The organism is Rhizobium hidalgonense (assembly GCF_005862185.2).
GTDB classification, from domain to species: domain Bacteria; phylum Pseudomonadota; class Alphaproteobacteria; order Rhizobiales; family Rhizobiaceae; genus Rhizobium; species Rhizobium hidalgonense.
Genome location: NZ_CP054029.1, coordinates 368753 through 382679, shown reverse-complemented (window position 1 = coordinate 382679; position 13927 = coordinate 368753). Strand labels below are relative to the sequence as shown.

At 61.8% G+C, this 13927-nt stretch carries 12 protein-coding genes; 7 read left to right on the top strand and 5 right to left on the bottom strand.

The window, feature by feature from the left end; translation table 11 throughout:
* Positions 1 to 13: 13 nt before the first annotated feature.
* Positions 14 to 1420, bottom strand: a complete 1407-nt coding sequence (locus tag FFM81_RS30600; RefSeq protein WP_138385819.1) for an FAD/NAD(P)-binding protein — start codon at positions 1418 to 1420, stop codon at positions 14 to 16.
* A gap of 302 nt (positions 1421 to 1722) precedes the next feature.
* On the bottom strand, positions 1723 to 2340 hold the full coding sequence (locus FFM81_RS30595; protein ID WP_003563524.1) for a flavodoxin family protein: 618 nt from the start codon (positions 2338 to 2340) through the stop codon (positions 1723 to 1725).
* 277 nt (positions 2341 to 2617) lie between these two features.
* On the opposite strand from FFM81_RS30595, the gene FFM81_RS30590 reads away from it, so the two are divergent.
* The gene (locus tag FFM81_RS30590) at positions 2618 to 4426 is read left to right on the top strand and encodes an ABC transporter ATP-binding protein (RefSeq protein WP_138385878.1); all 1809 of its coding nucleotides are present in this window, start codon (positions 2618 to 2620) and stop codon (positions 4424 to 4426) included.
* Between the two features lie 87 nt (positions 4427 to 4513).
* Positions 4514 to 6421: an ABC transporter ATP-binding protein gene (locus FFM81_RS30585; RefSeq protein WP_138385820.1), complete on the top strand. Its 1908-nt coding sequence runs from the start codon at positions 4514 to 4516 to the stop codon at positions 6419 to 6421.
* Between the two features lie 135 nt (positions 6422 to 6556).
* On the opposite strand, the gene FFM81_RS30580 is transcribed toward FFM81_RS30585, so the two are convergent.
* Both FFM81_RS30580 and FFM81_RS30575 read right to left on the bottom strand, forming a co-directional pair.
* On the bottom strand, positions 6557 to 7825 hold the full coding sequence (locus FFM81_RS30580) for an RNA polymerase sigma factor (RefSeq protein ID WP_138385821.1): 1269 nt from the start codon (positions 7823 to 7825) through the stop codon (positions 6557 to 6559).
* Positions 7826 to 7856: 31 nt separating this feature from the next.
* Positions 7857 to 8249 carry a YciI family protein gene (locus FFM81_RS30575; protein ID WP_025418725.1) on the bottom strand — a complete coding sequence of 131 codons (393 nt, stop codon included), beginning with the start codon at positions 8247 to 8249 and terminating at the stop codon, positions 7857 to 7859.
* Positions 8250 to 8478: 229 nt separating this feature from the next.
* On the opposite strand from FFM81_RS30575, the gene FFM81_RS30570 reads away from it, so the two are divergent.
* The 5 genes from FFM81_RS30570 (at position 8479) to FFM81_RS30550 (ending at position 12597) form a co-directional block, all read left to right on the top strand.
* Positions 8479 to 8892, top strand: a complete 414-nt coding sequence (locus tag FFM81_RS30570) for a hypothetical protein (RefSeq protein WP_244597503.1) — start codon at positions 8479 to 8481, stop codon at positions 8890 to 8892.
* Positions 8893 to 9099: 207 nt separating this feature from the next.
* The gene (locus FFM81_RS30565) at positions 9100 to 9426 is read left to right on the top strand and encodes a hypothetical protein (protein WP_003563535.1); all 327 of its coding nucleotides are present in this window, start codon (positions 9100 to 9102) and stop codon (positions 9424 to 9426) included.
* A 377-nt stretch (positions 9427 to 9803) separates the two neighbouring features.
* Complete coding sequence (locus FFM81_RS30560) at positions 9804 to 10124, top strand: hypothetical protein (protein ID WP_003563537.1); 321 nt, start codon at positions 9804 to 9806, stop codon at positions 10122 to 10124.
* A 313-nt stretch (positions 10125 to 10437) separates the two neighbouring features.
* Positions 10438 to 11478, top strand: coding sequence for a LacI family DNA-binding transcriptional regulator (locus FFM81_RS30555; RefSeq protein ID WP_138385822.1), 1041 nt, complete (start codon positions 10438 to 10440; stop codon positions 11476 to 11478).
* A gap of 81 nt (positions 11479 to 11559) precedes the next feature.
* A complete protein-coding gene (locus FFM81_RS30550) occupies positions 11560 to 12597 on the top strand; it encodes a LacI family DNA-binding transcriptional regulator (protein ID WP_003563540.1) in 1038 nt (345 codons plus the stop codon).
* Positions 12598 to 12607: 10 nt separating this feature from the next.
* Here the strand turns inward: FFM81_RS30550 and FFM81_RS30545 are convergent, their stop codons facing one another.
* Positions 12608 to 13900 (bottom strand): MFS transporter, encoded by a 1293-nt coding sequence (locus FFM81_RS30545; RefSeq protein ID WP_138385823.1) that lies wholly within the window; start codon positions 13898 to 13900, stop codon positions 12608 to 12610.
* Positions 13901 to 13927 lie beyond the last annotated feature (27 nt).

Here is a 13927-nt window from a genome sequence, read left to right as displayed (position 1 = left end):
CCAGCCTCGTTTTTCAGACGGCTTTCACCTGCGGATAGAACCGCTCGCCGACCCGTTCGGCAGCGGCATAGGCCTGCGAGACGATTTCCGGCACGAGATCGATATCGGGCAGGCTGCCAAGGCCGAGCGGACCGACGGCAAAAAGCCCTGCGACCGCCGCGCCGTCCTCGAGGAAAGGCTCTCCGCGCGCATTGACCGCCAGCCCGAGGGAGAGTTCGTCCGGCATGGCGAGACCGGCGGAAAACAGGCTCTGGATCGCCGGTGCCGAAAGATCCGGCGCCTGACAGCGGCAATCGATGATGCGCTCGGCATGGATGATCTCCTCGGTAGAGGAACCGGCCGGCGTGAAAAACAGGCCGCTCAGGCCCCGGCGGCCGGCATGCCCGCGGCGCAACACCGTGCGGCCTTCGGCAAGCTCGCGTTTCAGCCGCAGATGCATGGCCTCCGGCAGGCGGTTGCGATGGCTGTCGTAGATTGCCCTCAAATGCCGGTTGAACTGGTGTTTGTCGCGCGCCGGCAGCGAGCGCCAGAGCGAGCGGGCATGTTTCCTCAGTCCGTTCATCACCGATTGCCAGCTTCGGCCCTCTTCCTCCGCCTCGCGACAGGCCTGGCGGATGAAGCGCACGATGTCGGGCAGGCTCTCGGGCAGCGCTTCGGCCGGAAACACCGGATCGGCCGAATTCGGCGTATGGCTTTGAGGCAGAAAGCCGCGCCGGGAAATGATCGTCACCTGGCCGGCATAACCGCAATCGCGCAGCTGCAGCAACTGGTCGACGACGCGGATGCCGCTGCCGAGCAGCACCGCATGCGGCCTTGCCACCAGGCGCTGGGCCCTGACCGGCGAAACCTCCCGCTTACCGGTATCCTGATCGCCGAGGCCGTAGCCGGTGGCAAGGATTACCGTATCGAACAGCGGGTTGGCGGGATTGGCGCTTTCGAGCAGGTAGCGGTTGCCGTGGCTCCGGCGGATCGCGACGACGGGATCGTTGCAGACCTGAACGGTAATGTCGCGGCGGGCGGCAAGCGCTTCGGAAAAGCGCTGGTAGACATAATCGCTGAAGATTTCCTTCGGCACGAAGATCTGCCGGAAACCCGGGATGGCGGCGGGTACCGCGGCGCGAAAGGCTGTATTGCTACAGAGCCAGTCGTTGAAATCGTCATTGTCGCCGACCGCGACCGAGAGATCGCGCACGCGGGTGTTGAGGATCGTCGAGGCGCGGGCGGAGGCCAGCGCCTGCCCGCCGCTGACCGACGAATTGGGGTCGAACAGCTGCAGATGGAAGGGCGCGCGCACCGTCTTCATCAGCGCGATCGCCGTCATCATGCCGGAAAAGCCGCGGCCGACGATCGCAATGCGCGGCACGGCGGATATCTGCGCCGCCGCATTGGCTCTGGCGGAAAAAAGTCCCTGAACCGTCATCGCAACTCCTTTGCGGCTTCATCCGCACTGTGTGTCGATCGAGGTTTCAACGCATAAAAAAGGCAGATCATGCGTTGATGAGGTTCACACGGCCATTCACGAACATCTGCCGCAGCATCGAGGTCCGAGCCGGAGGCCTCGAAAGTGCACGAGCGGAGCAATCACGCTCATCCGATAGTCTATTAAACTAGTCGTGTATGAAAGCGCTAAACGGCGCCCATGGCAAGAGCTTTATTGTCATGCCGATTCAAGCTATTGAAAGATAATATGATTTTGAAGCGTCAAGGGCGTGTGTTCGGGCGTCAGCCACCCTCGCCCGGATATTGCTCCGCCTTCAGCAAGCCCGCCAGATGTGCCGTATTGCGGGCCAGCATGTCGACGGCTTTCGTCACGACCTTCGGCACCTTGTCGATATCGACGAAATTGGTGGAGCCCATCGCCTCGCCGACCCAGTAGGCGACGGCATTGGCCGGAATGGTGAAACCGACGTCGTTCAGCGCCTGGTAGAGCTCGGCCGACACATGATGGGCGCCGTCCTCGTTGCCGACGACGGCAACGGCCGCGACCCTGCCATATGAGATCATGCGGCCCTGATCGTCCGTCTCGTCGAGAAAGGCATCCATCCGTTCCAGCGCCCGCTTGCAGACACTGGAAGGCTGGCCGAGCCAGATCGGCGTCGCCATGATCAAGATATCGGCGGCGAGCAGCTTGGCGCGAATTTCAGGCCAGTCATCGCCGGCGCCTTCGTCCGATGTGACGCCTGGCTTGACGTTGAAATCGGCAAGCCGGAGCACCTCCGTCTTGACGTCATAGGCCGACAGCGCCTTGTCGATAAGACCGATCATCCGGTCGGTCGAAGACGGCTCCTTGGCATCACTGGTCTTCAGTGTTGCATTGAGAGCGAGGGCTTTCAGCGGCATGGATCTCTCTCCGGTGATGGTTGCCTCAAGGGTTCGCCTGCTGCAACCCACCCGCGCGCCGATTGTTCCCAAGGGGATGCGAGAGGACCTCACGTAAAAATAACCAGTTGGTGAATTGTTTACTTGAACCCCCGGGCGGAATCGGCAAAAGTGACGGTGCTATCAATCCCTTCATGGATTTGCCGTCTTTTCGGGCCAGCGTCCGAGCACCACATCTATTGGAAAAAATACCGTGAGCAGCGATGCGTTAATACGCGCGACGAAGCCTTCGGCTTCGATGGCGCTTGCAACTGCGGCAGGCTGGGGCCGAGGCCTCTACACCTTGGTGCGCATCACCATGATGGCCTTCCGCCACCCTTGGCAATCGGGCTTTGCGATCGGCGCCACGCTTGTCGCTTCCACCTTCCAGCTGATGATCCCCCGCCTTCTCGGCCAGGCGGTCGACCACACGCAGATGGCGATGAGCGGCGGGGCTGCAGGCCAGGCGGCCCAGGACGCGCTTTTGACCACGGCGCTGCTGCTGCTCGGCGCGGCGGTGCTGCGCGGCCTGTTCACCATGGTGCAGAACTATTACAGCGAAGCCGTCGGCCATCACATCGGCTACGAATTGCGGCTGGCCTGCTACGAGAAGATCCAGCGCCTCTCCTTCAGCTTTCACGACACGGTGCATTCCGGCGACCTGATCACCATCGGCCTGCTCGATCTCGAGGGCGTGCGCATGTATTTTTCGACGGCGCTGGTCCGGATGATCCTGCTGTCGATCCTGATCGGCATTGGCGCCTATATGCTGCTGTCGACCGATGTCGTGCTCGGGCTTCTGGCGCTCTCCTTCGTGCCCTTCGTCGGTTGGCGCTCCTCGGTGACGCAGCTCAAGCTGCGCGCCACCTGGCTCGACCTGCAGGAGCGGCTGTCGGTGCTGACCCGCATCATGGAGGAAAATCTCGGCGGCATCCGCGTCGTGCGCGCCTTTGCCGCACAGGACCACGAAATGTCGAAATTCGAGGCGGCCTCGAAAAACGCACTGGCGCTCGCCCATCAGCGCGTCGGCATCCGTGTGACCAATACCAGCGCCATGACCTTCTCCTTCTTCGCAGCCATGGGCCTGGTGCTCTTCGTCGGCGGCGGCAAGGTCATGTCGGGCGAAATCACCGTCGGCACGCTCGCCTCCTTCCTGACCTTCATGACCATTTTGCAGATGCCGGTGCGCCAGCTCGGCCTGATGGTCAATGCCTTCGCCCGCGCTTCCACCTGCGGCTCACGCCTCTTCAACCTGCTCGACCTCGACATCGCGATCAAGGATGCGCCGGATGCGCGCGACCTGAACATTACCGACGGCGTGCTGCGCTTCGAGAATGTCAGCTTCGCCTATCCCGGTGCGGAAAAGCGCACCGTGCTCCATGATGTCTCCTTCGAAGCCAGGCGCGGCCAGACGATCGGCATCGTCGGGCCTCCCGGCAGCGGCAAGTCGACGATCGCCCATCTCATTCCGCGCTTCTACGACGTCAGCGGCGGCAAGGTGACGATCGACGGCCAGGACATCCGCAAGGCGACGCTGCAATCGCTGCGCCGGGCGGTTGCCGTCGTGCAGCAGGATTCCTTCCTGTTCACGACGACGATCGAAAACAACATCGCCTATGGCGACCCCTGGGCAAAGGAAGGCCGCATCGAACGCGCCAGCGAAAGCGCCCAGCTGCACAATTACGTGCTCGGCCTGCCCACAGGCTACGATACCGTCGTCGGCGAGCGCGGCGTTTCGCTGTCCGGCGGCCAGCGGCAGCGTCTTTCGATCGCCCGTGCGCTGATGCTGAAGCCGGCGGTGATGGTGTTCGACGATTCGACGGCGGCAATCGACGCCGCCACCGAACAGCGTATCCGCAGCGCCATGCGCCGCTATGCCGCCGACCGCGTGACTATCATCGTCGCCCATCGCCTGAGCTCGCTGATGCATGCCGACCAGATCCTGTTCGTCGAAGACGGAAAGATCGTCGAACGCGGAACGCATGCGGCGCTGCTGGCGCTCGGCGGACGTTACAAGGCGCTCTACGAGCTGCAGGTCCGGCCGGGCGACGAGGTGTTGAGCGCGTAATGAGATCACCCCTTCTCCCCAGCGGAGAGAAGGGGACGAGCAATGAACGTGCAGGCCACCTGCTGGGATGGCCGCGGGAGGAATAGCATGGCCGAGGAACTGGAAACCGAGCGTCCCGACGTTCGCGAGGATGGGCGCCGCCCGCCGCGGGCAGTCGTCGGTTCGCATCGCGTCGAGGAGGAGATGTTCGGAAAGGCCTTCGACGGCAATATCGTCAAGCGCATCTGGGCTTTCGTTCATCCCTATCGCCGCCAGGTCGGCTGGGCCGTCGTCGCCGTCCTGACCTTCACGATGATGCAATTGCTGATCCCGCTGATCATCCGTTATGCCATCGACCACGGCATGGCGCCGGGCGGCAATCCTTCGGCGCTGATCTGGGCGATCGCTGCCTTCGCGGTCGCCATATCAATCAATTATGCGGCAAGTTACGCCCAGGAGACGCTGGTCGGCGGCGTGGCGGAAGACGTGCTCTTCGATATCCGCAGGGCGATGTTTTCGCATCTGCAGCGCGTCTCGCTCTCCTTCATGGACAAGACCGAAGTCGGCCGGCTGATGTCGCGTCTGCAGGGCGACGTCAACTCGATGCAGGAATTCCTCGAAACCTCGGTACTCTCAGTCGGCGACATCGTGCTGCTCTTCGGTATCGTCTTCGTGATGCTCTATCTCGATTTCAAGCTGGGCCTGCTGACGCTCGCGGTGCTGCCGGTGCTCTTCGTCGTCCGGCTATTCTGGCTGCCGCTCGCCCGCAAGTCCTTCATGGCAGCCCACGAGACCAATTCGGTCGCCAACGGCGCGCTTGCCGAAGCCATTCACGGCGTGCGCGCCGTCCAGAGCATGGACCGGCAGGGCGTCAACTTCACGCTCTATGACGACAAGGCGCGTGCCAACCTCAAGACGCATCTGACGGCGGCGCGTTATGCGCAGGTGATGGTGCCGATCGTCGACAGCCTGACCGGCGTGGCGATGGCCCTCGTCATCGTCGTCGGCGGCGCCCGCGTTCTCAACCAGGCGCTCGATGTCGGCGTCCTCGTCGCCTTCCTGTTCTATATCCAGCGCTTCTTCGACCCGATCCGTTCTCTGACCCTGCAATATTCGGTGATGCAGCGCGCCATGGCGTCTGGCCAGCGGCTGACGGAAGTGCTCGACGTGCCGGTTGACATCAAGGATGCGCCGGATGCCAAGGCCCTGTCGCGCGACATGGACGGCTCGGTCGAATTCAAGGACGTCGTCTTCGGCTACAATCCGAAACATCCGGTGCTGAAACATGTGAGCTTCAAGGTCAATCCCGGCGAGACGGTGGCGCTGGTGGGTCCGACGGGCTCCGGCAAATCAAGCTGCATGTCGCTGATCCATCGCTTCTACGACGTGCAGCAGGGCCAGGTGCTGGTCGGCGGCCACGACGTGCGTGACGTGACGCAGGATTCGCTCGGGGCCGAAATCGCCATGGTGCTGCAGGAACCCTTCCTCTTCACCGGCACCGTCTTCGAAAACATCCGCTACCACAAGCAGGATGCGACCCGCGAACGAGTGATCGAGGCTGCAAAAGCCGTCGGCGCGCACGATTTCGTCATGCGCCTGCCCGATGGCTACGACAGTGTTCTCGGCGAGCGCGGTGGCAATCTTTCGCTCGGCCAGCGCCAGCTTTTGAGTTTTGCCCGCGCGCTTGTGGCGGATGCGAAGATCCTCGTGCTCGACGAGGCGACCGCCAATATCGACAGCTATACCGAGATGCTGATCCAGAAGGCGCTGGTGAAGTTGCTCGAAAACCGCACCGGCCTCGTCATCGCCCACCGCCTGGCCACGATCCGCGAGGCCGACCGCATCATCGTGCTGCAGAACGGCGAAATCATCGAAAGCGGCAACCACCGGCAATTGATGAAGAACGGCAAGCTCTATTCCAGGCTCTATAACCTCAACTATGCCTCCTTCGACGACATTCCAGAAGATGTGTTGGATGCCACTGGCTATGACCTAAAACATACCGGTATGACCTAAACCCGGCGGCCTTCAGTTTGGCAGCATCGATTCCAACGTCCTCCTGCGATAGGAGCGGTTCGGCCTGTCCGGGCAACCCTGGGAAGACCATGTAGGGCGAGCCACCTCAGCCACGAAGACCGAGATACGTTACAATCAACCCTTCGCTGCGGCAGCTTCACCAGCACGGCGCATGAGGAAATCGTGCTCCCTCTTATTTTCGGCAAGGGCGGCCGCCGCTTGAAAGGCTCGCCACGCTTCGTCGTATCGGCCAAGCTTATAAAGAAGATCGCCGCGAACGCTGGGCAGAAGATGATAGTCCTTCAATGCGGGCTCGTCGCGCAGGCTTTCAATGATGTCCAATGCCGCCTCGGGGCCTTCGACCATGCCGATGGCCACCGCTCGATTGAGTTCGACGATCGGCGAAGGCAGAAGCCCGGCAAGCTCCGCATAGAGACCGGCTATATGCCTCCAATCGGTTTCATCGGCCGTCATTGCCCTTGCATGACATGCAATGATCGCGGCCTGCAGGGCATAGATCCCGCCGGCACCGCCAAGCTCTTCGGCCCTCATCAACGCCTTCAACCCCCGCTGAATCTGTAACCGATCCCAGCGGTCACGGTTTTGTTCGAGAAGCAGGATCGGATCGCCGGCAGCATCCGTCCGCGCCGCAGCACGGGACGCGTTCAGTTCCATTAACGCCAGCAACGCATGCGCCTCCGGCTCCAGCGGCGCCACGGATGTCAAGACCCGGCCCAGCCGCAGCGCCTCATTGCACAATTGCAGCCGAAACCAGTTGTCGCCGCGGGCGGCCGTGTAACCCCCGTTGAAGATCAGGTAGATGACCTCCAGCACCGAGGCGAGACGTTGCGACAGTTGCTCGCCATGCGGCGTCTCATAGGCGAGCCCCGAATCCGACAATGTCATCTTGGCGCGGAGGATGCGTTGGGCGATCGTTGCTTCCGACGCCAGGTATGCCCTGGCGATTTCTTGTGTCGTCAGGCCGCAGATCATCCGTAAGGCCAGAGCTACGCGCGCCTCGCGCGAGATCAGCGGGTGGCACGCCGTAAATATCAGACGCAGCATTTCATCGCCGATATCATCATCCAGAGGGGTGTCTAGATCGGGCATGATCTGCTCTTCCTCCTCCATTTCCCGAACGATCATCTGGTGCTTCTGATCCAGCATCCGGCGACGACGAAGATGATCGAGCGCTCGACGCTTGGCAGTTGTCATAAGCCATGCGCCGGGCCGTTCGGGGATTCCCGTCTTCGGCCATCGTTCCAGGGCTACAGTGAGCGCTTCCTGTGTCAGATCCTCGGCAAGCGGCACGTCGCGCAGCAATCGTGCCAGGCTGGTGATCAGCCGCGGCTGTTCGATCCGCCAGACGGCCAGGATCGTTTGATGGGTGCCGGCGGCCGTCACGACCGCCCGCCCAGATTATGGGTCGAAAGGATCATGCCCTTGCTTCGGCGAGCGGGTCGCAGATCCCCTCCGCACCCGGTTCAAAATAGGCGCGCACTTCACACGTGCCATCCCAACCGGGCATGAGATCCTTGTGCAACTGCATGAACTCGACCGCCAGCGCCACGGCCTCCTCCTTGCTCTGCAGCTCGAAGATCGCATAACCGCCGACGACCTCCTTGGCCTCGACAAAAGGGCCATCGATAACGCTCAACTTGCCGTCCCGGATCGTGACACGGGCACCGGTCGCCAGCGGCATCAGCCCGGCGGTGTCGAGCATGCGGCCGGCCTTGATTTCCCGATCAGCAAGCTTGCCTATCGCCTCGATAAGCTCGGGCGTCGGATGCATCGAATCGGTGGACGTGACGATGGACATGAAACGCATGGGAATTTTCCTCCAGGAGCGAGACGCCGGCATCATTGCCGCTAAACAAGCCCGCTCATATTGACAACGAAGCAGCCGTTCGCAAACCGACAATGATCTCGAAAAAATTTGGATCGGAGCAGAGCGCCAGCAGATCCGACTGGACCGCCTTTTTCGCAACAGTCGCCGGCAGAACAAAGGAGCGGCGAATAGTCTTTGAATGCTCTGCTTACCCACGGCGCCTCGCAGGGTGAAGAAGTCGGCGCTGAGCTATGTTCAAACGGCCGCATTCACCTTTTGGTGGTGGGGCCAATCCCTTTTGCCGGATGTGCGCATCGGGGATTTTGCATCAATCTCGCCCTACGACCGGAGGGACGAAATGGCGAGCAATTACCGTTTGGAAGCGAGTGATACCACTTGGGCCATAGTGGACATAGCAACCGATGCACCGGCACGACTGGATGGCATACCACTCGTAACAATGGAGGCTGCGGAAGCCCGACACATGCTTCGTATACTTTATGGCATCGATCAGATCCGAACCAATTCGAGGTGGTGGGCGAAGCTCGCCAAAAAGCGGGCAAAGATGATAACCTCGTCGGAGGATGTGCCGGCGGTGGAGTTCGAGCCGCTGCGGCCGTTTGTTTCAAGCAATTGGACTTGAGACAATGAATCGCATCGCCAAACAGAAAACCTGCTAGCCGGGCAACTAGGTCTTCCCCCGGGAAGAATCGACCGGGTTTTCGATCTTCCAGAATCGAGCGTGTCGAAGCCCTCATCCACACTGATATGTCGAGATAAGCCTTTTGGATAAATATTCGCCGCGCTCTCACGCGGTTACAATCTTCGTTTGAGAAGAAGGGAGTGAACGATGAAAGCGATCACGGTTTCTGGCCTCATTATCCTAGCCTTCGCATCTTGTGCATATGCCGCGACCATGACAGCGGAGCAGATGAAAAGTGAGTTGGTAGGCCACCCAATTCACTGGAAGTCAAAGACTCAATCGGGCGTCACAACCTATAAACCAGACGGAACGATTGAAGCGACTGTCGAGGGGGACAAGGCCACCTACAAGGGCACATGGGCCATCAAAGACAACAAGATGTGCGAGAAGTTCGATAAGGAAAAATGTGCAACGATCAATTCGCTTGGAGGTAAGAAATACTCCAAGGGGGCCGGAACGTTCACGGTGGAATAGCGATGCGCTAGGTCCGTTCCCAAACCGGCGCAACACCTTTCCATGCACCCTAGGCCCCGCGAACTGCGGGGCTTTTTAATCACCGTCGGGAAGTAGCCTCTGCGGCCCACTCCACTCAAAACCCGCCTAGACCGCTAAGGCGGGCTTCCTTTATGGAAGTGGTTCATCAGCATATTGTCAGCCAGTGCCTCAGGCAGCTCACGGCATTGTAGCTTATATAAGCGACAATGCCCAACGACGACCGCTGCGGAATCGGCGACCTGATATGGTCTTCAGCGAAGACATGCATTAATGCATGTCGCAAAGTTTGAACGAACAATCGACTTGCTGCCGCATTTCTCTTTTATCCGGGGCGAGTGCCATTTCAGGAGAACGTCATGAAGAGAGTCATTAGCAGCCTGTTGATCGCCACGGCCCTTGTTGGATCGGCCATTCAGCCTGCTGCCGCACGCGACCACCATCGCCATCACGATAACACCGGCCGCATCATCGCCGGCGGCGTTGCCGCAGGCGTCGTCGGCGGCCTGATCGGCGGCGCGCTCGTCAATGGCGGCCCTCGCTACGTCGATGACGGCCCGCGTTATGTCGAGAGCCCCCGCTATGTCGAACCCGAGCCGAGATGCTGGTACGAGGACCGCGATGTGCGCAACCGCTATGATGGGGGCTATCACGCCGAAACCGTGCGCGTCTGCGAGTAGTCCCTGTTGCGGTGGCGTTCATTGCAACGCCGCCGGTTCGCCTTCAGCCGAGGTTGCGTCCCGCAGCCTCGGTGTTTTTTTGTTCATCAGTGACATCCCGACCGGGGGATCAGCCGTGATTCCCCGGCCGCGCACCCCTCCCCGCAAGGAGGAGGCCTAATGTGCCGCACCGGTTCACATAACCTGCCCTCCCCCTTGTGAGGAGGGTCTTTGACGCCAACCGGCGGTCATGCCGACGATAGCACCTTTGAAAAAAACCTCCGCCGCGCCGCCTGTCATCCAGCTGTCAGAGACGATCAATTGCTGAGAGCCGATGAATGATAGTCTGGTGAACGACGGCAAGACGCCGAAAAAAGAGAGCATGCGTTTCGTCAGCGCCGAGCAGGTGGCGCAGCTGGCGGGCGTTTCGCGTTCCGCGGTGTCGCGCACCTTCACGCCGGGCGCAAGCGTGGCGCCGGCAACGCGCGAAAAGGTGCTGCGGGCGGCTGAAGAGCTCGGTTATCACGTCAATGATCTCGCGCGTGGCGTGCTCGCCAATCAGAGCCGCCTTGTCGGCATCGTCGCGACCCGCCCGGAAGTGGGGTTTCGCGCCCATCTGGCCGCCGCACTCGCCAAAGCCCTAATCCGCCGCGGCAGCATTCCGATCCTTATCAACACCGGCCGGACGGAAGAGGAACTGCTTGCCGCCCAGAAGATGCTGATCGGCCATCGCGCCGAGGCGATCATCATCCTCTCCGGCTCGCCGCCGGCAAGTTTCCTCGAACTCGCCCAGCGAAACGGCCAGCCGCTTATCGTCATCGGCCGCTCGGAGCCCGACGCCGACCACGTGCGCGCCGGCAACATCGAAGCCTCTCGCAAGGCGGCGACGGCCTTTTACGACAGCGGCCGGCGACGGCTGGCGGTCATCGGCTCCAATTCGGGAACGCCTGCGATCGTCGAGCGCGAAAACGCCTTCTTGTCGGCGGCCAAGTCGCTCGGCGCATCCGTCACCGCCGCACGTGGCGACGATTCCGATTATGAGGGCGGCGTCACCGCTGGCCGTGCGCTATTCTCGCAGCGAATGAAGCCCGACGCCGTCTACTGCGCCAACGACCTGATCGCCTTCGGACTGATGGATATCGTGCGCCAGGAAGCGCGGCAGCGCATTCCGGAAGATGTCGCCGTCATCGGCTTCGACGACGTGCCGGAATCCTCCTGGCTGAGCTATCAGCTGACCACTTTCCGCCAGGATCCGCAGACCATGGCGCAGCGCGCCGTCGCGCTGATGGAGCGGCGGCTCGAAGATCCGGATGCCCCGCCGGCTTCCGAACGCGTTATTCCGGAACTCGTCATCCGCCAGAGCTTCAGGCCATAATCCCTCTCCCGACTTTTCGCAGGCGTCATCCTGTGGCAAGAAAGGGCAAATGCGATCCGATCGGGAGGGACATCGTCGGAGATGAAGGGAATTCGCCAGCTCGCCGAGCATCTCGACATTTCGATCGGGACGGTTTCCCGGGCGCTGAACGGCAAGCCGGATGTCAATGAAGACACGCGCCGGCGGGTGCTCGCCGCCGCCGAAGAGCTCGGTTATGTCGCCAACCAGTCGGGCCGCAGCCTTCGCCAGGGCATGACCAATGTCATCGGCCTGATGCTCGAGGTCAGCCGCGAGACGGTGGAAAACAGCGACGACTTCTTCCTTGGAGTCACTGACGGCCTGCAGAGCGTGTTTTCCCGCCACAAGCTCGATCTGGTCATGCTGCCCTGCCCTGACGACGAGGATCCGCACGAATATCTGAAACGCATGGTGGCCCGCCGCCTCGTCGACGCGCTGATCATCTCGGCGACACGCCGTACCGACCGGCGTATCGAGCTTCTGGAAAAGGCCCGCATCCCCTTCGTGACGCTCGGCCGCAGCGCGTCCGGCGGCAGCTACACCTGGATGGACCTCGACTTCGAAGGCGTGGCGGCGCGCGGCGTCGACCGGCTGGTGGCCAAGGGCCACCGGCGGATCGCGGTTGCCGTCCCTTCCTCCGACATCAATCTCGGCTACATCTTCGTCGACAGCTACCGTCAGGCGCTGAAACGCCACGATATCCCCTTCGACCCGGCGCTCGTCATCCGTGTCAAGTCGAGCGAGCAGGGCGGCTATCAGGCCGGCCACGAACTGCTGATGATTAAAGAGAGGCCGACCGCGATCATACTGATCCACGAGTTGATGGCGATCGGGCTTTACCGCAGGCTTGCCGAGGCCGGCATCGTGCCCGGCCGCGACCTCGCCGTCGTCGGTTTCCGCGAGGAGCCGCGCACGCATTTCCTGCAGCCCTCGCTGACCTCCTTCCGCATGTCGCTGCGCGATCTCGGCGCCCAGCTCGGCGAAACCCTGCTCGCCACCATGCCGGCCTATGCCGAGCACTATCCGCAGGGGGCCCGCAACCGCATCTGGCCGCTGGAACTCGTTCCCGGCGAAAGCGACGCTTTCACGCTGACGCCCTGACGCGGATCGCTCAGATCCTGCTCGGGGCCGCCGGCGGCTCCCGGCTCGACAGCTGACGCGTGACGAAGAAGACCAGCAGGGCGCCGGCGGCAAGGCAGGCGGCCAGGAAGAACATCGGCGCGATCGTACTGCCGCTCTCATCCTTGATCCAGGGCACGACGTTCTGGGCGACGAAACCGCCGAGATTTCCGACCGAATTGATGGCGGCAAGACCGGCCGCGGCACCCGCCCCCTTGAGGAAGCGCGAGGGCAGGCTCCAGAACACCGGCTGCGGCGCGAAAATCCCGGCGGCGGCGACGCAGAGGAAGGCGAATTGCAGCGTGTGGTTCGGGATCAGCGCCGAGAGTAGCAGGCAGGCCGCGCCGATAAAGGCCGGGATGACGATATAGGGCGTCTTCGATTGCGCCTTGTCGGCCATGGTGGGAACGACATAAAGGGCGACTGCCACCAAAAGCCAGGGAATGATGTTGAGAAAGCCGTTGACCGTGTTGCTGACGCCGAAGGCCTTGACGATGGTCGGCAGCCAGTAGCTCAGCCCATAGGCCGACAGTGGAAAGGCGATGTAGCAGAGCGCCATCAGCAGCACGCGCGGGTCGATGAGGGCCTTGAAGCCGTCTCCGGCATGTTCGCCCATACCGGCATTTTCCGAAGCGAGCCGCCGTTCGAGCCAAGCCTTCTCGTCGCCGTTCAGAAAGCCAGCGTTTTCCGGCTTGCCGGGAAGATAGAAGAAGGTGACGATGCCGGCGATAACAGCCGGGATGCCGGTCGCCAGGAACACCCACTCCCAGCCGGCAAAACCATAGAGACCGTCGAGATCGAGCAGCACGCCGCCGAGCGGCGCGCCGACGGCATTGGCGATGGCGCTGAAGATCATGAACAGCCCGACCATCCGGCCGCGATAATCCGCGGGGAACCAGAGCGTCAGCAGGTAGAGCACGCCGGGAAAGAAGCCGGCTTCGCAGACGCCGAGCAGGAAGCGCAGGATATAGAACATCGTCGCGTTCTGCGTGAAGGCGAGCGCCACGGTCACAAGGCCCCAGGAGACCAGGATGCGGGCGAACCAGACGCGGGCGCCGAGCCTCTCGAGGAAGAGGTTGCTCGGCACCTCGAACAGAAAATAGCCGATGAAGAACAGCGAAGCGCCGAGGCCGTAGGCATATTCGCTCATCCCGAGCGCATCGACCATCTGCAGCTTGGCGAAGCTGACATTCTGCCGGTCGATATAGGCGATGAGGTAGAGGATGCCGAGAAATGGCATCAGCTTCCAGGTGATTTTCGAGATCAGCCGCTTCTCGTCGACCATGCGTATTCTCCAGACTAACAATGCTTC